Consider the following 25,330-nt stretch of genomic DNA (forward strand, 5'->3'; position numbering starts at 1 on the left):
TACAAAACCTCACGCTAAGAATATCATATGGAAAAAATTGATTTGATTTCAAATTTTAAAATTCGTCAAAAATCGCATTGTTTGAGCGTTAGCGAGTTTGCGATTTTAGAATTTTAAAATTTAGAAATCAACAATTTTTGGAGTCAGATATTCGTGCTTGAGGGTTTGTCTACGCTCTAAGATTCATTTGTAATCTTTTCTATAATTTCATTGAATTTTGTCTTCTTCTTAATTTTGTTATTGTTGCTTCTTCGTCAAGTTCTATCATTGATAAATTTATTACTGTATCTTTTGGAATATCTACTATTGCTTTTGTTTTTTCTGTGATTAGGGCAATTGGAAGTAGATCTTCTTTTATTGATCTTGTGTGGTCGGTTAATTTTCCAAATACCTTATCTGATCCTATTCCCTCTAGATATTCTCCCTTTTTTATATCTCTTTTTGCAACTGAAACTGTATCGGCAACTTGTCCATGAAGTGGAGCTATTGTTGGCTCATTTTCTAAAACTGCATTGTAGATTGTAATTGGCGTTTCAAGACTTGTTAGGTGGTATGGTCTAAATAATAAATAGTTTGGGCCATCTCCAAAGCCTAAAAATTTCATCAAATCTCTTACTTCTTTTTTGTCGCTTGTTACAATTAGAAATACTCCTGGCGCCATGCCTGGAGAAAATTCTACTGTTTTGTAAGATGATAAAACTCCACCGTCTTCTTTTAATTTAAAATCTTCTACGGCAGTTTCTGGGCTTGTAGCAATTCCATGACAGCCAAATGTATCTGGCAAAAATCCAAGGCAGTTACAAACTGAATTTAATTCTATCATTGTATTTGTTCCATCGACAAAACTTGTTAGCATTCTTGGAGAAAGTCCTTTTTCTTTTGCTTGGTCTTTTAAAATCTCTGCATTTGCATAGTTATCTAATGGATTATTTTTTCCTTTTGCTGCAACCAAAATCTCAAGGCCAATTCCATAAGCAAAATCGCACAAATCTATTATTGAGCCTGGTTCATCTCCTGCAATTCCTGTATAAACAACTCCAGCTTTTTTTGCCATATCGTAAAGAATTGGTCCAACAACTGCATCACATTCTACATTAAGTGTAATAAAATGCTTATGATATTGAATTGATTTTGCTGCAAGCTCTGCTCCAAATGGTGGATTTCCTGTTGCATCAACTACGGCTGTAATTTGTAAAAGTTTGTAAGCAAGTCTATAATTTGAACTTACTACAACAAAACCCTTGTTCAAAGCCTCATAGGCTTCGTCATAAGAATCTGTGTTTATAATTTTATCTTCAGAAATTCCTGAATCAATTAGGGCAATTTTTGCTTTTTGTGGTGTGTGTTCTATTACAAGAGAAACTTCTATTGCATCAATATCTCCCAATTGATTTATAAGACTTGCTCCCATTTTTCCACAACCAATTATCGCCAAAGAAATTCTTTCTCCATTGTGTTTTAATTCTTTTAGCTTTCTATTTATCTTAAACATTTAATCTCCTTATATCCTCTGAGGCAGTTTTTGCTGATGAGAATGCCCATTGAATATTATATCCACCGCAATCTCCAGCAACATCCATAACCTCTCCTATAAAATAACAATCTTTAATTTTTAAAGATTTCATGGTTTTTTTGTCGATTTCCTTACAAGATACTCCTCCCAAAGTCACTTGGGCATTGTTCTTGTCATTTATATCCATAATATCAAAAGGAAGATTTTTCAAAATATTTGAAATTTTTTCTAAATCATTTCTTGAAATATTTTTTTTACCAGGATTTATTTTAATCCTTTTTAATATATCAATTATGAGTTTTTTATCTAAATTCCCAATTAATAATTCTTCGATATTTCTATTAGGAAATCTCTTTGACTTTTCTTCTAATTTCTTTAAAAGTCCATCTTTTTTATACTCTGGATAAAAGTCAATGTCAAGACTAACTTTTTTACCATCTTTTAAGGCAAGAGAAATTAAATTTGAAAGATCCAAAATCGCAGTTCCTGTAAGGCCATAAGTTTGAAAAATCACATCATCAGTTGATGATTTTATAAATTTTCCATCTACTTTCAAACTTGCTTTAGCATTTACCTTAACACCCTTAGCTTTTTTGGACAAGGGATTTTTCGCCTTAAAATTTGTTATTCCAAAAGTCATATCTTCGATTTTTGTATGTTTTTCTAAAATTTTAAAAATAGAACCATCAGAACCCGAATTTTTTAAAGTTTTTCCACCAGATGCAATCACAAGAAGGTCGTACTTGTATTTATTTTTTTCTGTTATGATTAATTTTTTGTTAAAATCAATGTCCAAAACTTTTTGGTCAAAAATAAATTTTGCATTTTCATTTGCCCTCATCATGAGAGCATCTTTTACAGTCTGTGAGCTCATTGTTTTTGGATAGCATCTTCCTGATGGCAAATTTGTCCATTCTATTCCCAAATATTCAAAATATTCTAATAAGTCATTGTTGGAAAAATTATCCAAAGAATAATTTACAAAATCTTTTTCTTGTGAATAAAAATTTTCATAGGAAAGCTTTAAATTTGTAAAATTACACCTACCGTTTCCTGTGGCAAGGAGTTTTCTTCCACTGTCTTTGTTTGAATCTAATACTGTTATATTTTTATTATCTAAAAAAGAGCAGAAGGCAAGCGAACTTACCCCTGCTCCTATTACAAAAATTCTCATAATTCTTCTAGAACTTCCCTTATGGTTTCTTTTTCGTTGTAGTAGGTTTTAATATTTGCTTTTAATTTTAAGAAATCTTCTTCGCCCTTGCCAAGCATAAAAACAAAATCCCCTTTTTTTGCATGACTTATAGCATACTTTATAGCTTCTTTTCGATTTCTTATAATAATGCATTCCCCATTATTTTCTTCGACTCCTTCTTTAATTTGATTTGAAATATTTTCAAAGGTATCAAATTTAGGATCATCGGTTGTTATTACAGAAAATATATCATATTTTGCAGATATTCTACCAAGACCTCTTCTAATATCAGGAGTCCTATCTCCACTTATTCCGTACACTGCAAATTTTTTTCTATCTTTTGGCAAATCTTTATAAAGACTTTCAAAAGATGTTGTTGTGTGGGCAAAATCTACTACTATATTTATTCCAAGGTCATTTTCTATAAATTCAAATCTTGATTTTACTCCCTTAAATCCTTCCAAGGCTTTAGAAATTTCTTCCAAATCAAAACCAAGGTCATTTGCAATTGTTATACCACAAAGGGCGTTGTAAATGTCATACATTCCAAATCTTTTTAAGTGAAATTTAACACCATTTACAAAAAATTCAAGTCCCAAATCTACTCTTTTTATATTTTCTGCCTTATAGGCTGAATCTTCGTTTATAGAAATTGTAAGGGCATCTTTGAAAATTTCTTTGGCTTTTTTACCATAATCGTCATCTAAATTTACGACTTGTTTTTTGGAATGATTTAATAAAATCATTTTTGCCTTGAAATAGTTATCCATAGTTTTATGGTAGTCCATGTGTTCTGGAGATAAATTTGTGAAAACTCCATACTCATAAGCTATTCCATAATTTCTTTTTAGGCACAAACCATGAGATGATGTTTCCATAACTACATTTTTAATTCCATCTTTTTTGACTTCATTTAAAATATAGTTTATATCTGTAATTTCTGGTGTCGTATGCTCAGTTGGTAAAGTTTTGCCGTTAAAAAAAGCTCCATCTGTACCAATATTTGCACAAGGCTCTCCCAGTTTGTTCAAAAGAAATGAGATTATATTTGCAGTTGTAGTTTTCCCATTTGTTCCTGTAACTCCAATCATTCTAAATGATTTTGATGGAAAATCTGATAAGAAATTTGAAATTTTTGCAAGAGCTAATCTTGCATCTTCAACTTTTATATAATTTATTCCATTTTTAAATTCAACGTCATCATTTGTATAGACTATAGTTGATGCTCCATTCTCTAGGGCATTTTCTATATAATTATGTCCATCGAATTCAAATCCTCTTATCGCTACAAATATAAAATCTTTTTTAATTTCTTTTGAATTTGAAGAAACTCCTACAATTTCTCTATCATTTTGAATATTTTTTGAAATGTAGGAAATTTCTTTTAGTATCTTTTCTAATTTCATTTAATGAATATTGTATCCTTTCTCAGTAAGTAATTCTTTAATCTTCCTGATATGGTCTTTTCCATTTGTTTCAAGGGTTATTTCAACTTGGATATTTTTATATCTGCTAGTTGCTGCAAGGCTATCGTGAAGTACCTCAACAATATTTGCTTTTGTGTAAGCTATAACATCAAGAAGATCTCTAAGCTTTCCAGGTGCATTTTGAAGTTCAACTGTAAATCTTGCAATTCTTCCATCTTCATAAAGTCCCTTGTGAATTAATTGAGAAATAAATGACATATCAATATTTCCACCACTGATTACGCAAACAACATTTTTATTTTTGCAACCAAGTTTTTTACTTGCAGCAAGACTTAATGCTCCTGAAGGCTCTGCTACTAGTTTATGTTTTTCCATCAAAGTAGTCAAGGCTACCATGATTTCTTCTTCTGTTACAGAAATATATTCATCAACATTTTCCTTGCAAATTTCGTAAGTAATATCTCCAACTCTTGCAACAGCAGTTCCATCTGCGATTGTATCAGCAGAATCTAATGTAATTGGGCCACCTTTTTCCATAGCAGCTTGCATTGATGCAGCATTTGCTGGTTCTACACCAACTATTTTGATTTCTGGTTTCATTTCTTTTGCACATTTTGCAATACCAGAAACAAGTCCACCGCCACCGATTGGTACTAATATGTAGTCAGCTTCTTGTAAACTTTCTAAAATTTCAAGAGCAATTGTTCCTTGTCCTTCAATTACATCTTCATCATCGTATGGAGGAATAAAAGTATATCCTTTTTCTTTGGCAAGTTGTTGAGCGTATGTATTTGTTTCGTCAAAAGTTTGTCCGTGAAGATCAACTTCAGCTCCATATTTTAAAGTTCCATCAACTTTAATCATTGGAGTTGTTTCTGGCATACAAACAATTGCCTTTATGCCTTGATGATTTGCAGAAAATGCTACACCTTGGGCGTGGTTTCCAGCTGATGCGGTTACGATTCCAACGGATTTTGATTCTTCATCCATTTTTGAAATCTTGTTATAAGCTCCCCTCAATTTAAAAGAACCAGTTTTTTGTAAATTTTCTGGTTTAATGTACACATTGTTTTTTGATAAATCTGAAAAAATTTCAGAATAAAACATGTGGGTTGGGTTAATAGCTTCGTCTACTCTTTTTTTTGCACTTTTAAAATCAAACATAAAATGCCTCCTTTTGCTTAAATTATATCACAAGAAAAAGGAAATAAGAATGTTTTTCTATATTTTTTTGAAAAAAGATTGCCAAATAAAATTAATCGCATAATTTCAATCTTTAAAATAATTTATTTCGAATTTATTTTGTAAAATTTTAAAAATCATTTATAAAAAACGTTTTTTTGTTAGATAAATTTTGAATTTTTAAAATTTAAAAATTTCTTTATAAATTTAAATGAGTAGGCAAGTCATCTAGCACGAATATATAACTTAAAAAAATTAATTTAAAAATTTTAAAATTTTTTGCTAATTTTTAATTTTTTTCAATCGCCTTGAAAGTACTTCCAAATTCTTTTATTTTTGTCTTAAATTTGTCGCTTTTTGAAAGACTAACCTGTTTAGTTGCTTTAATTGAAAACAATTTCTTGTTTTTATATAATTAAGTAAAGTAAATAGATAAGGAGGTTATATGGATTTAGAAAAATTAAGGGGGAAATTAATTGTATCGTGCCAAGCCTTAGATGATGAGCCTCTTCATTCTAGTTTTATTATGGGAAAAATGGCTCTTGCTGCAAAAATTGGCGGAGCAAGTGGTATTCGTGCTCAATCTGTTGAGGATATTAAAGAAATTCAAAAACAAGTTGACTTACCAATTATTGGAATTATTAAAAAAATTATCCTGACAGCGAAGTTTATATCACTCCAACTAAAAAAGAAATTGAAGAATTAATTGATTCTAAGTGCGAAATAATTGCTCTTGATGCAACTAATAGGAAAAGGCCAAATGATGAAAAATTGATTGATTTACTTAAATTAATTCATGACAATAATATTTATGCCATGGCTGATTGTTCTACGATTGATGAATGTAAAAACGCTTTAGATCTTGGCTTTGATATTATTTCAACAACTCTTTTTGGCTATACTTCTTATAGTAATAATTTTGATGGTCCTGATTTTGAGTCTATTAAAAAAATTGTAGAATTTTCAAACAAGCCTGTTATAGCTGAAGGCAAAATTAATACGCCAGAAGATTTAAAAAAAGTTTTTGCTTGTGGAGTATTTTCTGCTGTGGTTGGTTCTGCAATTACTAGACCTCAATTAATAACCCAAAAATTTGCTGATGTTTTAAAAAAATAATTTAGGAGGAAATATGTTTAAGTATTTACAAAAAGTCGGCAAGGCTTTTATGCTACCGATAGCATTGTTGCCTGCCGCAGGTTTACTTTTAGGAATTGGTGGTGCTTTTTCATCACAAGCTACAATTGATGCCTATCCTTTTTTAGCAAATAGTGTTTTACAAACTATTTTTAAGGTTATGGCTGGTGCTGGAAATATAATTTTTGCAAATCTTGCCATGCTTTTATGTATTGGTATTATGGTTGGTCTTGCAAACAGGGAAAAAGGAGTTGCAGCTCTTGCTGGTGCCGTTGGATTTTTGGTAATGAATGCAACTATATCAACTCTTCTTTCAATTTTTAATCCTGACGGAGATCCAATTGATACTGGTGTTGTTGGTGCTTTGGTTATTGGTCTTATTGCAGTTTATCTTCATAATAATTATTACAATATTCAATTGCCACAAGTTCTAGGATTTTTTGGTGGTTCAAGATTTGTTCCTATAGTTACATCTTTTGTTGCAATTATTGTCGGAGTATTTTTCTTTATAGTTTGGCCACCTTTCCAACACTTATTAATTTCTGCTGGAAAATCAATTGCAAAACTTGGCGTTTTTGGAACATTTTTATATGGAATGCTAATGAGATTATCTGGAGCAGTCGGTCTTCATCACATGATTTATCCAATGTTTTGGTATACAGAACTTGGTGGTGTGGAAATGGTTGCTGGAGAGCAAATTGTTGGTGCTCAAAAAATATTTTTTGCTCAATTAGCTGATCCAAATCACGTTGGATTATTTACTGAAGGTACAAGATTTTTTGCAGGAAGATTTTCAACAATGATGTTTGGTTTGCCTGCAGCAGCCCTTGCCATGTACAAAAATGCAAAAGAAGAAAACAAGAAAAAATTAAAGGGATTATTTTTGGGAGTTGCTTTAACTTCATTTATTACAGGAATTACAGAGCCTCTTGAATATATGTTCCTTTTCGTTCAACCACTTTTATATGTTTTCCATTCATTCTTGGATGGTTTATCATTCTTAATTGCTGATTTATTAAATATAAATATTGGAAATACATTTTCTGGTGGAGTAATTGACTTTATTTTATTTGGTGTACTTCAAGGAAATGAAAAGACTCACTGGTTATTAGAAATTCCATTTGGATTAATCTGGGCAGCTCTTTACTACTTCTCATTCTCTTTCTTAATAAAGAAATTTAATATAATGACACCAGGAAGAGGCGATGATGAAGTTTTGGAAGAAAAAGATAATAAAAAAGATTCAAATTCAAATCTTTACGAAGAAGCTCTTGTTATTTTAGATGCACTTGGTGGAAGTGAAAATATAATTGATGTTGACGCTTGTATAACAAGACTAAGAGTAAATTTAAAAGATCCAAAAATTGTTGATAAAAATATTTTAAAACAAACAGGGGCAACAGGAGTTCTTGACGTTCCAGGAGGAGTTCAAGTAATCTATGGAGCAAAGGCAGTCTTATATAAAAACGAAATTAATGATATACTTGGAGTAGTTGATTAGAAGATTTCAATAAAAGAGGTAGCCATGATAAAAAATTCCGCCATTGTTGCTATAGTTGATAGTTATGATAAATTTACAGAAGTTGAAAAACTAATTGCCGATTATTTTATAAAAAATAAACACAAGGAAGATTTTTCAATAAAAAATATCAAAAACAAACTCCACGTTTCCGAATCATCCATAACAAGATTTTCACAAAAATGTGGTTTTAAGGGATATAGAGAATTTATTTACAGGTATGAAGAAGGATTTTTAAAAGGAATTTCCAAATCTTCATTTAATGTAGAAGAAGTTTTAAACACTTACGGAAGAATTTTAAATATGTTTCCATCCCTTATCGACAACGAACAAATTGATAGAATAGCAGATTTGATTATAAAATCAAAATCAGTATTGTTTGTGGGAATAGGAAGTTCGGGACTTGTAGCAAGAGAAATGCAATCAAGGCTTACAAGGCTTGGAATTTTAGTAATGGCAATAGATTATCAAGATGAAATGAGAATGAGGGCAGTTTTTCAAAAAGAAAATTCTCTGCTTATTGGCATAAGCCTTTCAGCCAACAAAGAATCCGTTCTTTTCGCCCTAAAACAAGCCAAAGAAAATGGCGCAAAAACAATTCTTGTAACATCAAATTCAAAAGATAATTTTTCATTTGTGGACGAAAAAGTAATTATCCCAACAATAGAAGATTTGAGAGGCGGAAATATAATCTCCCCACAATTTCCAGTTCTAGTTTTTATGGATTTTTGCTACAATAAAATCATAAAAAATAATCTAGAAGATGATTACAGAAAACTTCTCCACAAAAAAACAATAGATGCCTTAGAAGAAGACAAAAAGTGAGCTATAAGCTCACTTTTTTTGTGGAATAAATTGCTGATAGTATTTAGATAAAGTTATTAATATTGGTAAATCAAGTAAGCTAATACTCTAATTTAATTGTCTAGCCTTACTTAATTAAATCCATCTAATAATTAGCCCAAACAAAGTAAAACCCATCCGACCAAAGAGAAATCTCAAAAGGTCTAAGATGGGTTTTTGTTTTATAATCCTAATTTTTCATCTACTACTTCTTTGTTAAAGCCTACAATGTCTTCTCCGTCTATATTTATTACCGGAACTCCTCTGTGGCCATTTTCTACTAGATAGTCGATTGCGCTTCTATCTTCGTCTACGTTTTTTTCTTCAAAATCTATATTATTTTCTTTTAAATAATTTTTTGCTGCCTTACAATGTGGGCAGGTGTTTGATGTGTAAATTGTTACTTTTTTCATATTTTCTCCAATCTTTTTTTATAAATCTATTTTTCTAACATCATTATTATACTCAAATGATAATCTCTTTCAATCTACCCTTTTATTTTTTCAAATTCATTGGCTATTTTTATAAAATCGTCAAGGGAAAGATTTTCTGCTCTGAGATTTTCTTTTAAGTCTAATTTTCCCAATATTTCTTTTAAATTTTCTTTTTCTATCACGCTTGATAGGGAATTTAGGATAGTTTTTCTTCTTTTATTGAAACCTGCTCTTACTATGTTAAATAGGGTGTTTGTATCAACATTTTTATCATACAATCTCAATTTTAATTTTAATACTTGGGAATCTATTTTTGGTTGGGGCATAAAAACTGATTTTGGGACTTTAAATTGCCCAGTAATTTCTGCATAATATTTTATAAAAACTGAAAGCGATGAATAGTCCTTGCTTTTTTCATCTGCTTTCATCCTATCTGCCACTTCTTTTTGAACCATAATAGTCATGTCCTTGCATGAAAGATTTTCTTCAAATAATTTTTCAATTATTGGAGTTGTTATATAATATGGCAAGTTTGAAACAACTTTAAAATCTTCTCCATCAAATTTTTCTTTGGCAATTTTTTCAAGGTCAGTTTTTAAAATATCTGCATTTATTATTTCGACATTTGAAAATTCGCCAAGATTATCGTTTAAAATTGGGATCAAAGTCTTATCTATTTCTATTACCACAAGTTTTTTGCAAGTTTTTGCAATCTCTTGGCTGATTGTTCCAATTCCTGGTCCAATTTCCAAAATATTTTCGCCAGAAACTTCTGATAAATCTATAATTTTATCAACAAAATTTTTGTCTACCAAAAAATTTTGACCCAAAGATTTGCTAAATTTAAATCCATAAAGGTCTTGGATTGTTTTTATTGTTTTTGGTGAATATAATTTTTTCATAATTTTTCAACCGCACTTTCAAATTCTTCTCGACTTATGCCAAAGGAATTTAGTTTTGATAAAAGTTGCTTGGAATTAAAATATCCTATGGATAAAATATCGCCAAGTTTTTCCCTTCTATTTCTGCTGTCGTTTGTAAGAGTGAGATTATTGTCCAAAAGGTCTTTCATGGTAAATTCTTCTCTTTTTTCACTTTTTGTTGCATGAGCATTTTTTAAAGCCTCAATTATATCTTCTTTTGAGGCGTTTTCTACTCCCAAATCTCCCTTTTTGATTGCTTTTTTTCTATCAAGGTAGGCGTGCTTAGCGTTTGGAATTTCTTTGGAAATTTTTGCCCTGATTTTTTTTCCTGCAAAATCTGGATCGGTAAAAATTATTATTCCACACCTTTTGTCAATTTCTTTTAATTTTTCAATCAAATCTTTGCCAAAAGCAAGGCCGTTTGTCGCTATAAGCTCACAGTCGACCGCTGATTTTATATTACTTATATCGTCTTTTCCTTCAACTACTATTGTTTCTTTTATCATATTACCTACTTTATATTAAAAAATTCCATAGCATTTTTGCTTGTTCTTTTTGCAAGTTTTGATAATTTCATCCCACGAAGATTTGAAATTTCTCTTGCAACTTCCACGATTTTTCTTGGATCATTTCTCATCCCCCTGTAAGGTTCTGGAGAAAGATATGGACAGTCTGTTTCAAGCATGAGCTTATCCAAATCTACATTTATGGCTGCATTTTTTTCATTGTCAGCGTTTTTGTAAGTTACAACTCCCCCGATTGAAATATAATATCCCCTTTTCATACATTCCATAAGATGGATATATGAATAAGAAAAACAGTGAATTTGAACTTTTAAATCTGAATAATCTTTTAAAATTTCCAAACAATCGTCAATTGAATCTCTGGAATGAATTACGACCGGAAGATTTATTTTTCTTGCAAGATCTAACTGCTTGATAAAAATTTCTTTTTGCTCATCCTTGTTGTCATCTTGCCAATAATAATCAAGTCCAATTTCTCCAATAGCCACAACTTTTGGATTTTTTGCCAAATCTTCTAATTTTTCTATATCTCCATCTTTGAAAGAATCTATGTTTTGAGGATGAAAACCAACTTGGGCATACAAATTATCATATTTTTTTGAAAGATTTAAAACATTTATAGAATCTTCTAAATCGCAAGCTGGCATTATGACATAATTTACGGCAAAATTAGACAGATCCTTTATTAGAAAAGATCTGTCCTCATTAAAATCATCACTCGTTAAATGGGCGTGTGAATCTATTAATTTCATTAAGAAATCACCGTACCTGGTTTGCAGTCTTTGATTGTTGTAAGTAAAACTGCTTCATCTCCTGCAGCAAGAAGCATTCCTTCTGACAAAATTCCTCTCATTTTTACAGGTTTTAGGTTTTTGATTACAGCAATATTTTTACCAACTAATTCTTCTTTTTTGTAGAATTCTTTTATGCTTGAAACAATTGTTCTTGTTTCACTTCCAATATCAACTTTAAAAACAAGAAGTCTGTCAGCATCTGGATGGTCGTTCACTTCCAAAATTTTTCCAACAACAAGGTCAAGCTTGTCAAAATCATCAATTTTAATTTGTGATTTTGATTGGCTTTCCTCTTCTTTTTCTTCCTTTTTAACTCCAAGCCTTTCTTCTACAAGCTTGTTATTTAAATCGTGAAGTTTTTCAAGTTCTTTTTCTGTATCAAGTCTGTTAAATAAATTTTCGCCTTTACTAACTTTAGTTCCTTCTTTAATCAAACCAAATTTATAAGCAGATTCAAAACCTTGGTTTTCTACTCCCAATTGTTTTAAAATTTCTTCTGTTGTATTTCTCATTACAGGCTCAAGCATTTGGGCAATAATTCTTAAAGATTCGGCAAGATTGTATAAAACAGTATTTAATCTGTCATATTTTTCTTCACGTCCCAAAATCCATGGCTCAGTTTGGTCAACATACTTATTTGATCTTCTTACAAGATTCCACAAACATTCCAAAGCCTCATTAAACTTGAATTCGTCCATTAATTTTGTAAAATCTTCATAAGTTTTTTCAGCCAAGGCAATCAATTCGCCATCAATTTCATCTTTTTCCAAGCCTTTTTTTATAATTCCATCATTGTATTTTGAAATCATTGAAACAGTTCTTGAAAGTAAGTTTCCCAAATCATTTACAAGATCAGAATTGTACCTATCCATAAATTTCTTTGAAAGGAAGTTTCCATCAGCTCCAAAATTAAATTCACGAAGTAGGAAATATTTCAAAGAATCAGTTCCATACAACTCTACAAGTGGTTCTGGATACATAATATTTCCCTTGGATTTACTCATCTTGTCATTGTCAAACAAAATCCAACCATGAGCAAAAACTTTTTTAGGAAGTGGAATATCTAAAGCCATCAAAAGTGCTGGCCAAATTATTGTATGAAATCTTACAATATCTTTTCCAATTAAATGAACACCAGCTGGCCAATATTTATTAAATTTTTCCATATCGTGACCATAACCAATAGCTGTCAAATAACAAGATAAGGCGTCAATCCAAACATAAACAACGTGTTCATTGTCAAAAGGAACATCAACTCCCCAATCAAAAGTATTTCTAGATACAGAAAGATCTTCAAGACCTTTGTCAATAAAATTATTTAACATTTCATTTTGCCTAAATTTTGGCTCAAGAAATTCTGGATGGTCTTTGAAAAGTTCCTTTAATTTATCAGTATAATTTGAAAGTCTAAAGAAATATGATTCTTCTTTACGATGATTAACTCCTCTGCCACAATCAGGACAATTTCCATCATCAAGTTGGCTTTCAGTAAAATAAGATTCGCAAGATTCGCAATAATATCCGTCATAATGGCCCTTGTAAATATCTCCCTTATCATACAAATATTGGAAAATATTTTTTACATTTTCTTCGTGTTTTGGATCAGTTGACCTAATAAATGAATCATAATCAATATCAAGTTTTTTAAGTAAAACTTTTGTTTCGCCTGCAATTCTATCAACAAATTCTTGAGGTTTAGATCCATGAGAAAGAGCTGCATTCATTATTTTTTGACCGTGTTCGTCAGTTCCAGTTGTAAGATAAGCATCAAATCCCCTGAGTGCCTTATATCTTTTCAAAACATCAGCAATAACTGAAGTATAAACATTACCAATATGTAAGTTGCTATTTGGATAATATATTGGCGTTGTTATATAATAAGCTTTTTTATCCATAAATTCTCCTTTTTAAAATTAATAAAACTAAATTTCTTTTTATATATACCTATATTATAGCGTTTTTGTCTATTTTTTCCAATTTAAAATATATAAGAAAAAATTGGCAAAATATAAAACAGAATTTAAAATTAAAATTGTAAAAAATATTTATAAGAAAATATAAACTTTAAATTAGAAGATAAAAATTATTGGATTCAATTAGAAAATTATGAAATAAAAAAAATCACAAAAAAACCAGAGTAAGCTTTAATGCTCACTCTGGTAATAGGTCAAACTTGGTTTTTTTATTAGAAAAGCAAATTTGTCCTTATTTATTATTTATTAGTCAACAGCTACCATAACATTGCTTGCTTTAATTACTGCATAAGCTTCTTTGCCTTCTTCAAGACCAAGTTCTTTGATAGCGTTGTTTGTAATAGATGATGTGATAATTGTTCCGTTTCCTATGTCGATTTTAACAATTCCATTAACTGCACCTTCAACAACTTCTACTACTTTTCCTTTAATTGTATTTCTAGCTGAAATTTTCATAATGTTCTCCTTAAATTTTTATTTTCCAAATTATTATACCCCAAATTTTCTGATATAAATTTTTTTCAAAAAATGCTACTAGCTTAATTTTTTTTAAAATAAAATAAAGACTGTTGACAAACCAAAAAATATCCATTTCGAGCGAACGTAGTGAGTCGAGAAATCTCATGAGATCTCTCCGTGCGTTCGTTTCACTCACACTAAAACACGTTTGCTTCGCAAACTTCTTCATGCTTTCGCATGAAATTTTAGGGATAATTGTGCCAAATCAAGGCACAATTATCTAGTCGAGATGGTACGTAGCTTAATTTTATTTTAAAATAAAATATTATCTAAGCTCTATTCTTATTTTACTGTAACTTTGTGGAAGGTTTTTTTGCCTTTTTTTACAATTATTTTCCCATCTTCAAACAAGTCTTCGTTTATTTCAAATCTTGGGTCGGTTATTTTTTCATCATTTATACTTACTCCACCGCCCTTTACTGAATCTCTTGCTTGAGAATTTGATTTTGTTAAGCCTAACTTTGTAAGTAGGGTTAATATTCCCATTGGGAGTTCTTCTTTTTCTATTTCAGTTGTTGGCATTGCTGATTCATCTCCAGCTCCAGAGAACAAAGCTTTTGATGCTTCTAGGGCTTCTTTTGCTTTTTCTTCGCCGTGAATTAATTTTGTAATTTCATAAGCCAAAACTTCTTTTGCGTGGTTTATTTCTTTTGCATCCTTGCCATTTCCCAATTTTCTACATTCAGCAGTTGGAAGGAAAGTTAACATCAAGAGGAATTTTTCTACGTCCCTGTCGTCAACATTTCTCATATATTGGAAAAGTTCGTAGGCTGAAGTTTTTTCTTCATCAAGCCAAACAGCACCCTTTTGACTTTTTCCCATTTTTACTCCATCAGCAGTTGTAAGTAATTTGAAAGTCATTCCATAAACTTTTGCGTCTTCTTTTTTTCTAATCAAATCATAACCACCGATTATATTTGACCATTGGTCTGAGCCACCAATTTCCAAAGTACAATTGTGTCTTCTAAATAGTTCTAGAAAATCGTAAGATTGCAAAAGCATATATGAAAATTCAAAAAATGTAAGACCTTTGTCCATCCTATTTTTGTAGGCGTCTTTTTTGAGCATTTCATTTACAAGGAAATTTGATCCAACATCTCTTAGAAAATCTATAAAAGGAAGATTTAAAAGCCAATTTGCATTATTTTCAATTATAGCCTTGTCGCCAGAATCTTCTCCCTCATTTTCAAATTCCAAAAATCTTTGAAATTGTTTATAAAAACAATTAGCATTATGATTGATTTTTTCCTTTGTCATAACCATTCTCATATCACTTCTTCCAGAAGGATCCCCAATCATTGTAGTTCCTCCACCAAGAAGAGCGATTGGTCTGTGGCCATAATTTTGCATTCTCATCATAACCATAATTTGGATAAGATGACCTACTGTCAAAGAATCAGCAGTTGCATCAAAGCCACAATAAAAAGTTAATTTTTCATTCTTTAATTTTTCAGCTAACTCTTCTTCATCAGTTGCAGCCTCAAAATATCCACGATCCTTTAATTCATCAAATACATTATCATATTCTTTTTCGTATTGAAATTTCATTTTTTTCTCCTTTATTTTTAAGTACAAAAAAAGAGTATAAGAAGGCATCTTGATGCGGTACCACTTCTTTTTATACTCCACGCTTCCACTAAGTAGAAAGCCAACTTTGGACAAAGAATTTTGTAATTTCAAAAAAATTATCCCAAATTTTTCCTACTGTAAATCCTATAAGTCCTATTTACTTAAAATTAATTATACAATATTGCTTGATTTTTTCAAATTTTTCAAAAAAATATCAAAAATTTATAATCTATGCCAAGATTTTTCCATTAAATTTTCAAAATTTTTCCTATTATCAACAGCCATTTTCCCATCAAAATCAATCTCATAAGAAATATTTTTATCCAAATGAGAAAAATTTATAAAAGCTTTTCTAGATTCTTCAACGATTTCAAAAACTTCAATTTCATCCCAAGGCATAAGAATAAAATCGCCTTTTGTAGAATTTGAAATTTCCTTTTCATAAATCCCCTTTTCATTAAAATGCAAAAGAAAAGTCCTTGAAGAATCTACTGTGTTATACAAATTACTAACAAATAATTTCAAAAATCCCTTGCCAGTTGAATTATGTTTAATAGCAAATAAATACGAATCAGTATTTTTGAATTTTTCATATATTTTTTCCCTAAATTCATTCACATCATTAAATAAAAATCCCATTTTCTCTCCTTATTTAAAAATAAAAACCTCTTTGATGTCCTTATCCAAAACCTTGCAAATTTTGTAGGCAGTTTCAAGACTTGGACTAATAGTATTATTTTCATAAGCCATAATCGACCTTCTTTTAAGCCCAACAAGCTTTGCCAATTTGTGCTGAGAAAGATTTTTCTCTTTCCTAAATTCTCTAATCCTATTTTCAATCTCAACTTCCATATCAAAATCCTCGGTTACATTTTTAGTACATTTTTTGTTACATTTATAGTACCATAATAATAAATTTTTGTAAAATTAAAAAAATATAATTTTAATAAATAAAAATTTTAATTTCATTGATAAAGTAAAATAAAAACAAAAGAAATCTCTTCTATTAATTTTATCCAATTATTTACCAAATCCTTTAGAAAAAAATTCCCAGCTCAAAATAAAAAAAAATAAAAACAGGAACTCTCGCTCCTGTTTTTTGCTAATCGATTTATATTTTTTAGTAATTATTTTTTAAGGATTTATTTAACTTAAAAATCTATTTTTTTGCCGTAATATGCAGCCTCATAGATTTTCTTAATATCTTCTGGAGATGTTTCTCTTGGATTTGTAAGTGTACAAGCATCTTTGAATGCATTTTCACTCATTTTATCCAAAACTTCTAAGAATTTATCTTCTTCAATTACAGTGTTTTTGCCATCTTTTATATTTGCAGTAAGTCCTACAGAAGCATTTAATTTTCTGATTTCTTCTGCAATATCATCAATTCCTAGGATTTTTTCTAATTCATCATATCTATCTGTTGATTTTCTATTGTAATCAATGATGTATGGAAGCATAATTGCATTTGCTTCTCCGTGTGTTAAGTGGAAAATTCCTCCGATTTTGTGAGCCATTGAGTGAACTATTCCAAGTGATGCATTTGAAAATGCCATTCCTGCAAGTGTTGATGCGTCGTGCATTTTTTCTCTTGCATCTATATCTTCGCCATTGTCATAAGCTTTTTTAAGATTTCCAAAAACAAGCTCAATTGCTCTGATTGCAAGTGGAGATGTATAATCATCTGCTGCTGTTGAAACGAAAGCTTCAACTGCGTGAGTCATAACGTCCATTCCTGTTTGAGCTGTGATTAATGGTGGCATTTTGCTTGCAATAACTGGATCACAAATTGCTACATCTGGAACAAAATCAGGATGAACCAATGGATATTTGATTTCTTTTTCTGTATCAGTAATTACAGAAAATGCTGTAATTTCTGAAGCAGTTCCTGATGTTGATGGAATACAAGCCATTTTTGCCTTTGTTCTAAGTGGTGGGTTATCAAAAGCTGCTAATTTTTCAAAACTATATCCAGGATGTTCATAGAAAATCCACATAGCTTTTGCAGCATCCATTGCAGAACCTCCACCAATTGGAATAATCCAATCAGGGCCAAATTCTTCCATTTTTTTGCCGCCTTCAAGACAAGTTTTTACAGAAGGATCAGGTTCAACACCATCAAGAATCATAACTTCCATACCAGCTTCTTCCAAATATTTTTTAGCTTGATCCAAAAATCCAAATTTTTTCATAGAATGTCCACCAGTAACAAGAACAGCTTTCTTGCCCTCTAAATTTTTTAAATATTCAAGACTGTCCACACCGTGAACAATAGTTCTAGGAACTTGAAATGTTGTAATAGTCATAATTTTCTCCTTATAAATTTTCTTTGTTAATCTTTTATCACTATCATTATATGAGATCGTCCCTAAATGTCAACATTATTTTTATCTAACATATAATTTTCGTTATATAAATAACATTATTAAAATTTATCAGAATTTATTATTTAATGTAATTAATTTTTTCGAATTATTATCTACTAATTAATACAATTTGGTTTAATCAATTTAATTTTTATTTAAAAAACTATTTACTTTTTATTTTGCAAAATATTTTTCTAGCCTAAGCAATTTTTCATCAAAATGATTTTTTAATTATCTTGTCTAGTATCTTTTATCTTTTGGAATTTTTCTTTTTTATGTATTCTTTTATAAATTTAATAAAAAATACCCTCCTTACTGGTTTGTCCAGTAAAGAGGGTACATATCAGATTTTTTTACAATGCTGTTTTTTATTTTTAGTCTTATATCGAATTTTATGATTAGTGGATTAATTATTTTCTAATTTTTTCTTATTTTCTTATCTTTAGCCTTGTCTAAAAGTTACTCCTACTTCTCCTTGTGGATGTTTCCAATCTTTTACAATTTTTCCATGTGATAGGATTCTACAGGTTCCACATTCTAGGCATCCAAGGTGACTGAAACCAAAAACTCCATCTACATAGGTGTAGCAACCTGCTGGACATGCCATTAAAAGTTTATTTATTTCTTCTTCATCTTTGTAGTCTGTATCTACATCGATGTGTGAATTATGCTCATCTGTATGGTATATATCAAGACCTAATTTATCTTCTATGCTCATTCTTTTCATTTATAGTGCCTCCATTACTGCGGAAATAAAGTTTGATAATTGTGTTGCGCTCATTCTACTTGCAAGGTCGTTTACTGTTCCCATTATAAATCCTTTGGAATCTTCGCCATTTACTTTGAAAGCTCTTTCTGCTACATCGTTAATAATTTCTGGGAAGTCTTTAAAAATTTCTCTTCTGCTTAATATTGTTGGGAATGCCTTGAAAGTATTTAAATCTTTCATTATGAAGCTGTCTTCTAAAAGTTTTTTATAAATTGATAAGCTTTCTTTACTGAAATCTTCTTTTTCTTTGCTAGCTATTATTGATAGTGCTGCAAGTCTACCACTTTCAATTGCAAAATCCATTCCTCTTACTGTATAGCCTAGGTTTACGCAAAAACCTGCTGCATCTCCTACTACAAGGAAACCATCTCCATATAATTCTGGAATCATATGAATGCCTTCTTCTGGAACAAGATGTGCTGAATATTCTATTGTTTTTCCACCTTTTATAAATGGCGCTACATTATCGTGTTCTTTGAATCTTTCTAACAAATCGTTTATTTTTGTATTTGCATAACCTATATCTGATAATGTTGCAACTACTCCGATAGATATGGAATCTTTATTTGTATAAATAAAGCCTCCACCAAATCCTCCCATAGTTGGATCGCCACATGAAAGCCAGCTCATACCTTCATCGCTTTCTAGATTAAATCTTTCATTGATTATTTCTTCTGATAATTCAATAACTTCTTTAGCTCCAACTGCTACTTGATGAGGTTCTAGTTCTTTTTTTATTCCTAATTGTTGAGAAAGTAATGAGTTTACTCCATCAGCTATTATTACTACATCAGCAAATACTTCTTCTCCTGTAGCATCAATACCTACTACTTTTCCATCTTCTACAAGTAATTTTTCTACTAAAACTCCACTTATTATTGAAACTCCTGCTTCTTCTGCTTTATCTGCTAGGTATTGGTCAAACTTACTATGTAATACTACATAGGATGAATCTTTATCTTTGCCAAGAGCTTTTGATGAAAATCCTATATCAAAAGATGATTTTTCACTCATCATTGATATTTTTTCTTTTACTACTTTTCTTTCTATAGGAGCTTCTTCGGCAAAATTTGGTATTATTTTTTCTAAACTATGACCATATAACCTGCCTCCTGTCACATTTTTTGCTCCACAATAGTCTCCTCTTTCAACCAACATAACTTCTAAATCATTTTCTGCTAAAACTATAGCTGCAGATAATCCTGCAACACCGCCTCCTACAATTATAACATCAAATTTATCTTCACTCATTGTTTCCCCCATGTGTTGAATTATAATTTTTGCCCTTTGATCATTACGCAAGCTCCAAAGAGCATTTTTTTTACTTCAATATTCTCAACTCCAAATCTTTCACAGATTTTTATTATTTCATTTGGACTGATAAAATTCTTCGTTGATTCATATAGCCACATATAATCTTTATATCTTCTAATACCTCCACCAAGGACTGGCATTAGATATTTAAAAAATAATTTATAAAATGGTTTTATAATTTTATTTTCTACTGGAAAGGAATCTAATATATATATTCCTTTTTTTCCTACTCTAACCATTTCGTTTATTACTTTTTCATAATCATCTGTATTTCTTAAACCAAAAGATATCGTTACATAATCAAATTTTGAATTTTCGTATGGAATATTTTTTGCATCTGCCTTTAATAAAGTTATGTTATTTATTTTTTTTGATTTTTCTTTTGATATCCTAAGCATATTTTCTGAAAAATCTACACCAACAACTTTTGCATCACTCTTTTTAGCTATTTCTATTGCTATATCTCCTGTTCCGCAGCAAACATCCAATACTTTTTCATCATTTTTGATATTTTTCAAAATATCCTTTACTAATGTTTCTTTCCAACTTTTTTGTAATCCTAGGCTTATCCTATCATTAGCCTTGTCATAATATGGCGAAATTTTTTGAAATATTTCATAAACTTTTTTGCTTTTCTCCATATTATTCTCCTATTAAACTTATGACTATTATTACTAAATAACTGAAATTTAATAAAATATTTGTAAGTCCTATATCCATCATTTGCCTAACTCTATCTTGGGGAAGTAGGCTTGCTGTAAAAATTCTAAATATAAATTTTCTTTTTAGAAAGAATATGATTAAATCTATGATTAAAGCTTTATACCCTCCAAAATAAAGGACTAGATAGGATTGTGATATAAACCACACTATAATTAATATTTTATATAAAATTCTAATATTTTTCCTACCCATAACAACAGCAAGTGTATTTCTATTTGCTTTTTTATCTTTCTCTATGTCACTTGAATTGTTACTCATCATAATTAATGAAATCCCTATTATAAAAGGCATTGCATATCCCATAATTGTAAAATCAATTTTTTCTGAAATCACGCTAAATACACCGATAGGTATTAATCCTCCCATTACTATTCCACTAAATACTTCTCCTACTGGAAGATATGAAATAGGGAAAGGTCCCATTGAATAATTTAAAACCGTTATTACTCCAATTATCCCTATGATGATACTTTTATAATTTATACTTTCTAAAGTTAAAAGTCCAAACACAATTCCAATTGCTAGAAAAAATAGCCCTAAATTTCTAACGCTTTCTGGTCTAATACAATTATAGAACATAATATTATCAGATTCTTTTAAGTTATCTTCCTTACTATCTACTCCATTTATGAAATCACTATAATCATTTATAGTATTTACGGATGATTGTAGGAAAACACACGATAAAACCAACCCCAAAGACCTTAATAAACTTATGGAATATCCTGATTTTATCAGCATCAAAATCCCAAAAATCGAAGGAATAATAGATGCTACAAATGATTTTGGATTTGCAAAATTAATTATGTTTTTTAATGTCATCTTTTGATAAGTTTTCATTAGTTCTTCTCTATCTTATCTAAAATCTTATATAAGTAATCAGATTCTCTAATTGGAAGACTTGCTAGTATCAACCTATTTTTATCGGCAAACTCCTTGATTTTTTTTGAGCTTAAAATACAAGCTTTTGATTCTATGAGTAATTGCCTTAATGTAAGTAATTCGTCATAATTAAGACTTACTTCTTTGTTTTTATTAAGCAGCTTATATATTTCATCTCCATACTTGTCATCATTCATGCTGGATAATAAAGGATATGTGTATACTCCTTCTTTTACATCAACAAACTCTCCTTTTCCTGTTTCATCTTTACTTGAGAATAAATCTAAAATGTCATCTCTCAATTGAAACATCAAGCCTAAGTTTTTTCCAAATTCAACCATTTTATTAATATCAATTTGATTGAATCCAGCATTTTTCGCTCCAAAATAACAAACTGTTTTAAAAAATGAAGCAGTTTTTCCGCAAATATTTTCAAAATATTCTTTTTCACTAATATCTAGTCTGTATTTTATTAAATTTTGACCAACTTCGCCATTGCACATATCTCTAATAGTGTCAGATATTATAGAAATTTCTTCGACAAGTCCTTTTTTTGCCAAGTAACTAAATACTTTAGATATCATATAGTCGCCTGCAAATACGGCTACATCTTTGCCATATTTTGATTGGATTGACCTATGTGATCTTCTAATTAGCGAATCGTCTATTATATCATCATGAATAAGTGATGCAAGATGAGTTATTTCTACTGCAGCGCATTGACTAATTATTTTATCTGAAATTTGGTTTTCTCCCATCAGGCTTATATAAATCAAAAGCTTTGTTCTAATCATCTTTCCGCTAGAAATCAAAGTATTCTCAATAATATTATAGAGCTTTTGGCTTTGCTTGTAATCTCCTAAGATTTCTCTCATTTCTACAAGTGTTTTATCAATTAAATAATCTATAATAGTTTGCTTTGATTCTTTTGCTAAACATTCACTTATTGCAAAATTCATTTTTAGATTAATCCTCTCTTTTCAGATATTATTTCTGAAGTGTGTTTTACCTTAATATCAAGACCTTCTGCTTCAAGTCCTCCTCTAATTTGCATCATACAACCTGGACAATCCACAGCAACCACATCTGCTCCAGAATTTTTGATATTTTCTATTTTGTTTTTTAATATTTTTGATGAAATATCTGGATATAAAACATTATAAGAGCCTGCAAATCCACAGCAGTTATCGCTATCTTCCATCTCAACAAATTCTACGCCTTCTGTATTTTTAAGTAAATCTCTAGGTTCTTCATAAACTCCCAAAGTTCTCTTTAAATGGCATGAATCATGGTAAGTAACTTTTACTTCTTTTCCATCTCCTGCATTTACTTTGTCATCTTTTTCATGGAATAATTTACAAAAATCTACGCATTTTTCTCCCAAAACTTTTGCTCTTTCATACATTTCACTTCCTTGTTCAAAGAAATCTTTGTAAGATTGAAGTTGATGAGTACATGATGGACAAGCAAGAAGAATATAATCGTATTTCTCTGCATCCATGGCTTTTATATTTATTTCTGCTTCTTTTCTAGCATTTTCGACATCACCCATATTACTTGCAGGACAACCACAACAAGCTTGACCTAGAGGAAACTCTACTTTGTATCCTATTGAGTTCATGTTTTTAATCAAAGATTTAGCTGTATCAACATATACAAAATCAAGTAAACAACCAGCAAATAAAGCCACTGTTCCTTTTTGATTTTCTACATTTTGTTCAATTTCATCAAAAATATCTCTAAGCGGAACTTTTGCTATTGATGGTAAAACTTTTCCTCCAGTCATTCCTGATACGAAATCTGGAAGATGTCTAATCATTGTGTCGCCCTTAGTAAATGGCTCTTGAGCAATAGATGCAATTCTTAATAATGAATGGAAAAGTTTCCTATCTGTTACTGCATCTAATGCAAATTTCTTTATTGGATCTGGATTTTCCTTAACGTGTTCTTCTCTAACTTTCATTATCATTTCAGCTATTGGAAGTCCACCACCACAAACTTCATTACATCTGCCACATTGTAGACATACACTTTCTATTTCATTTGCTCTATCTTTATCAATTAAGAAGTGAGTTAAAAGCGTTCCTATTCCTCCAGTATAAACATTGGAACCGTATACGTGTCCTCCTACTAAAGCAAAGGCTGGACATACATCAAGACAAGCTCCACATCTAATACAGTTAAATATTTCTCTATAACCCTCTTGAGCCAATATTTCTCTTCTGCCTGGATCATCTATAATCAAACAATAGAATCCTTTTTCTTCTTTTGTATCACTTTCTTTGTCAGTAGTTACTTCACAAGCACCTGTATACAATGATAAGTAAGCTGTAATTCTTTGAGCAGTACCATTACGAGGGAGAGCTTTAAAAATCCATCTAGCATCAGAAATTGAATTTACAAATTTTTCTATTCCAAATATATACAAATGATTTTTTGGAAGAGTTCCTACCATTCTACCATTACCTTCATTTGTCATTGTAAATACTGTTCCAGTTTCAGCAACGGCAACATTTGCTCCTGAAACTCCTAAATCTGCATTTTTAAACTTATCTCTCATAACTCTTCTTGAAGTTTTTACTTCTTCAGATATTATAGGTTCGTGTTTAGTTTTAGTGTATTCTGAAAAATAGTCTGCAACTTGTTCCTTATTTAAATGCAAGGCTGGCATAACCATATGTACTGGGCTATTTCCTTCAAGTGAAATAATAAATTCTCCCAAATCAGTTTCTTGGCAATCTACACCATTATCTTTTAGTATCTTATTAAAATGAATTTCTTCAGAACACATTGATTTAGATTTTACGGCTGTTTTTATGTCTTTTTCTTTTAAAAAGTTTTCAACCCATTTTGAAGCTTCTTCTTTGCTTTTTACTACAACAACGTGTCCTCCTCTTGCCTCGCAATTCTTTTTGAATTCACTTATCATTTCATCAACATGCTCGGCAGCAAATGTTTTTACTCTTTTTATAGCTTGTTGAGTTTCTTTAAAATCAATTCCTTGATAAGAATTTAGTCTTCTTTTTGGATAAGTCTTACAAAAATTTCCGAGGGTTCTACCTAAAGTTGCATTGTCTAACGCATCTTTTATCTCTTCTTTTAAACTAATATTATCAACCATATTAATCTCCTCTTATAATCTTAAACCTATAGATCTGTAACTATCACTATACTCATTTGCAAAGGACCATGAACACCAACTGTACTTACGCACTCTATATCCGCTGTCCTTGAAGGGCCTGTTATAAAACCTACATATTTTGGGAAAGGTTTTAATTCGGATAGTTTGTCAAACATATCATCATAACTTTCCACAATTGTTGAGCCTTTAACTATTCCTATATAATAATCTGGCATAATAGCCATAAGCCTAGCATCTACTTCATCACTTGCTTGTACAACAGAACCAAGCTCAGCCACGCCATAAGCAACTTCTGTTATTCCGCCTTTAGCTGTTTCGCTGTTTAGTCTAATATGATTAGTATAAACTGTAATATCATTTTTTCTAAAAGCTTCAACTACTCCTGCTTCTTTTGCAAGCTCTGTTTCCAACATACAAGTTGATTCTATTCCATTGTCCTTGTAAATATTTACAAGTGTCTCTGCTAAATCATTCTTACTTATTTTATAACAAGTACCATTAACACTTTCTAAATTTTTTGCAAAAGTGTCAAATAATTCTATTTTATTTTCTATCATTTACGACCTCTCATTTTTATTTTTTACA

The 25,330-nt window shown here is 30.3% G+C and carries 23 protein-coding genes and 1 pseudogene; 3 read left to right on the forward strand and 21 right to left on the reverse strand.

What is annotated here, in order from left to right; genetic code table 11:
- Window positions 1-199: 199 nt before the first annotated feature.
- The 4 genes from HGAG_RS08235 to ilvA are packed head-to-tail and all read right to left on the reverse strand — an operon-like array spanning window position 200 to window position 5,299.
- The gene (locus tag HGAG_RS08235; RefSeq protein WP_019118696.1) at window positions 200-1,492 is read right to left on the reverse strand and encodes an NAD(P)H-dependent oxidoreductase; all 1,293 of its coding nucleotides are present in this window, start codon (window positions 1,490-1,492) and stop codon (window positions 200-202) included.
- Window positions 1,485-2,687 carry an aminoacetone oxidase family FAD-binding enzyme gene (locus HGAG_RS08240; protein WP_019118697.1) on the reverse strand — a complete coding sequence of 401 codons (1,203 nt, stop codon included), beginning with the start codon at window positions 2,685-2,687 and terminating at the stop codon, window positions 1,485-1,487. The genes HGAG_RS08235 and HGAG_RS08240 overlap by 8 nt, the downstream gene beginning before the upstream one ends.
- On the reverse strand, window positions 2,684-4,114 hold the full coding sequence (locus HGAG_RS08245; protein ID WP_019118698.1) for a UDP-N-acetylmuramoyl-L-alanyl-D-glutamate--2,6-diaminopimelate ligase: 1,431 nt from the start codon (window positions 4,112-4,114) through the stop codon (window positions 2,684-2,686). Before HGAG_RS08245 ends, HGAG_RS08240 begins: the two co-directional genes overlap by 4 nt.
- Entirely contained in the window at window positions 4,115-5,299 is a 1,185-nt protein-coding gene (gene ilvA / locus HGAG_RS08250) for a threonine ammonia-lyase (protein ID WP_019118699.1), read from the reverse strand.
- Between the two features lie 553 nt (window positions 5,300-5,852).
- Here ilvA and HGAG_RS10920 point away from each other — a divergent pair.
- The 3 genes and pseudogenes from HGAG_RS10920 (at window position 5,853) to HGAG_RS08265 (ending at window position 8,795) form a co-directional block, all read left to right on the forward strand.
- A pseudogene (locus HGAG_RS10920) lies at window positions 5,853-6,433 on the forward strand (N-acetylmannosamine-6-phosphate 2-epimerase).
- A 13-nt stretch (window positions 6,434-6,446) separates the two neighbouring features.
- Window positions 6,447-7,952: a PTS transporter subunit EIIC gene (locus HGAG_RS08260; protein ID WP_019118701.1), complete on the forward strand. Its 1,506-nt coding sequence runs from the start codon at window positions 6,447-6,449 to the stop codon at window positions 7,950-7,952.
- A 24-nt stretch (window positions 7,953-7,976) separates the two neighbouring features.
- The gene (locus HGAG_RS08265; RefSeq protein ID WP_019118702.1) at window positions 7,977-8,795 is read left to right on the forward strand and encodes a MurR/RpiR family transcriptional regulator; all 819 of its coding nucleotides are present in this window, start codon (window positions 7,977-7,979) and stop codon (window positions 8,793-8,795) included.
- A 200-nt stretch (window positions 8,796-8,995) separates the two neighbouring features.
- Here HGAG_RS08265 and HGAG_RS08270 read toward each other — a convergent pair whose 3' ends face one another.
- The 17 genes from HGAG_RS08270 to HGAG_RS08355 form a co-directional block, all read right to left on the reverse strand.
- Window positions 8,996-9,226, reverse strand: coding sequence for a glutaredoxin family protein (locus HGAG_RS08270; protein WP_004839446.1), 231 nt, complete (start codon window positions 9,224-9,226; stop codon window positions 8,996-8,998).
- Window positions 9,227-9,300: 74 nt separating this feature from the next.
- A complete protein-coding gene (gene rsmA, locus HGAG_RS08275; protein WP_019118703.1) occupies window positions 9,301-10,149 on the reverse strand; it encodes a 16S rRNA (adenine(1518)-N(6)/adenine(1519)-N(6))-dimethyltransferase RsmA in 849 nt (282 codons plus the stop codon).
- Window positions 10,146-10,676: a ribonuclease M5 gene (rnmV, locus tag HGAG_RS08280; RefSeq protein WP_019118704.1), complete on the reverse strand. Its 531-nt coding sequence runs from the start codon at window positions 10,674-10,676 to the stop codon at window positions 10,146-10,148. Before rnmV ends, rsmA begins: the two co-directional genes overlap by 4 nt.
- Before the next feature lie 5 nt (window positions 10,677-10,681).
- Window positions 10,682-11,446, reverse strand: coding sequence for a TatD family hydrolase (locus tag HGAG_RS08285; protein WP_019118705.1), 765 nt, complete (start codon window positions 11,444-11,446; stop codon window positions 10,682-10,684).
- The gene (metG, locus tag HGAG_RS08290) at window positions 11,446-13,383 is read right to left on the reverse strand and encodes a methionine--tRNA ligase (protein WP_019118706.1); all 1,938 of its coding nucleotides are present in this window, start codon (window positions 13,381-13,383) and stop codon (window positions 11,446-11,448) included. Before metG ends, HGAG_RS08285 begins: the two co-directional genes overlap by 1 nt.
- Before the next feature lie 324 nt (window positions 13,384-13,707).
- Window positions 13,708-13,917: a TOBE domain-containing protein gene (locus HGAG_RS08295; RefSeq protein ID WP_004839451.1), complete on the reverse strand. Its 210-nt coding sequence runs from the start codon at window positions 13,915-13,917 to the stop codon at window positions 13,708-13,710.
- A gap of 345 nt (window positions 13,918-14,262) precedes the next feature.
- Window positions 14,263-15,528 (reverse strand): tyrosine--tRNA ligase, encoded by a 1,266-nt coding sequence (gene tyrS, locus HGAG_RS08305; RefSeq protein WP_019118708.1) that lies wholly within the window; start codon window positions 15,526-15,528, stop codon window positions 14,263-14,265.
- A gap of 243 nt (window positions 15,529-15,771) precedes the next feature.
- Window positions 15,772-16,188, reverse strand: a complete 417-nt coding sequence (locus HGAG_RS08310; protein ID WP_019118709.1) for a hypothetical protein — start codon at window positions 16,186-16,188, stop codon at window positions 15,772-15,774.
- Between the two features lie 9 nt (window positions 16,189-16,197).
- Window positions 16,198-16,401, reverse strand: a complete 204-nt coding sequence (locus tag HGAG_RS08315) for a helix-turn-helix transcriptional regulator (RefSeq protein WP_019118710.1) — start codon at window positions 16,399-16,401, stop codon at window positions 16,198-16,200.
- 299 nt (window positions 16,402-16,700) lie between these two features.
- Window positions 16,701-17,855 (reverse strand): iron-containing alcohol dehydrogenase, encoded by a 1,155-nt coding sequence (locus HGAG_RS08320; RefSeq protein ID WP_019118711.1) that lies wholly within the window; start codon window positions 17,853-17,855, stop codon window positions 16,701-16,703.
- Window positions 17,856-18,357: 502 nt separating this feature from the next.
- Window positions 18,358-18,642 (reverse strand): ferredoxin family protein, encoded by a 285-nt coding sequence (locus tag HGAG_RS08325; protein WP_004839456.1) that lies wholly within the window; start codon window positions 18,640-18,642, stop codon window positions 18,358-18,360.
- The gene (locus tag HGAG_RS08330; protein WP_019118712.1) at window positions 18,643-19,935 is read right to left on the reverse strand and encodes an FAD-dependent oxidoreductase; all 1,293 of its coding nucleotides are present in this window, start codon (window positions 19,933-19,935) and stop codon (window positions 18,643-18,645) included.
- Between the two features lie 20 nt (window positions 19,936-19,955).
- Window positions 19,956-20,639: a ubiquinone/menaquinone biosynthesis methyltransferase gene (locus tag HGAG_RS08335; protein ID WP_019118713.1), complete on the reverse strand. Its 684-nt coding sequence runs from the start codon at window positions 20,637-20,639 to the stop codon at window positions 19,956-19,958.
- 1 nt (window position 20,640) lies between these two features.
- Window positions 20,641-21,561, reverse strand: coding sequence for a prenyltransferase (locus HGAG_RS08340; protein ID WP_019118714.1), 921 nt, complete (start codon window positions 21,559-21,561; stop codon window positions 20,641-20,643).
- Window positions 21,561-22,562: a polyprenyl synthetase family protein gene (locus HGAG_RS08345; protein ID WP_019118715.1), complete on the reverse strand. Its 1,002-nt coding sequence runs from the start codon at window positions 22,560-22,562 to the stop codon at window positions 21,561-21,563. The genes HGAG_RS08340 and HGAG_RS08345 overlap by 1 nt, the downstream gene beginning before the upstream one ends.
- Before the next feature lie 2 nt (window positions 22,563-22,564).
- Window positions 22,565-24,724 carry an L-lactate dehydrogenase (quinone) large subunit LdhH gene (gene ldhH, locus HGAG_RS08350; RefSeq protein ID WP_019118716.1) on the reverse strand — a complete coding sequence of 720 codons (2,160 nt, stop codon included), beginning with the start codon at window positions 24,722-24,724 and terminating at the stop codon, window positions 22,565-22,567.
- Between the two features lie 26 nt (window positions 24,725-24,750).
- Window positions 24,751-25,302, reverse strand: a complete 552-nt coding sequence (locus HGAG_RS08355) for a LutC/YkgG family protein (RefSeq protein ID WP_019118717.1) — start codon at window positions 25,300-25,302, stop codon at window positions 24,751-24,753.
- Between the last annotated feature and the right edge of the window lie 28 nt (window positions 25,303-25,330).

This window comes from Anaerococcus obesiensis ph10 (assembly GCF_000311745.1).
In the GTDB taxonomy this organism is placed as follows: domain Bacteria; phylum Bacillota; class Clostridia; order Tissierellales; family Peptoniphilaceae; genus Anaerococcus; species Anaerococcus vaginalis.